General features: G+C 65.5%; 1 protein-coding gene. It reads left to right on the forward strand.

Annotated features, from left to right (window positions below; genetic code table 11):
- Positions 1 to 296, forward strand: a 296-nt coding sequence (locus P0G09_RS17155; RefSeq protein ID WP_275253272.1) for a DUF1949 domain-containing protein, incomplete at its 5' end; no start/stop codon positions are given.
- Positions 297 to 316 lie beyond the last annotated feature (20 nt).

Below are 316 nucleotides of genomic sequence, written 5' to 3' on the forward strand. Positions count from 1 at the left end.
GCCTGGTGCGGGCCTATACCACCGCCACCGCCCGCGCGTTGGAAGCTGCCGAGGTGGTCACGGTACGCAGTGTGGGGGAGTTGGAAGTGACGGTGGACTACTCGCTCTATGAGCGGGCGGCGCTGCTCATCCAGGCGGCGGGGGCAAAGCTTGCAGACCCCCAGTTCACCGATCGTGTCACCCTGCGCTGGCAGATGCCCGAGGGTACTGAGCCGCCCTTGCTGGAGCAGCTCCGGGAGTTGACCCGGGGCGGTGCACAGGTAAGTGTGTCACAGCCGTTCTACGCTCCGTTCTGACCTACAAACTGACTGCCTGC

Origin of the sequence: Faecalibacterium sp. DFI.5.82 (assembly GCF_029076575.1) — a bacterium.
Taxonomy (GTDB): domain Bacteria; phylum Bacillota; class Clostridia; order Oscillospirales; family Ruminococcaceae; genus Faecalibacterium; species Faecalibacterium duncaniae.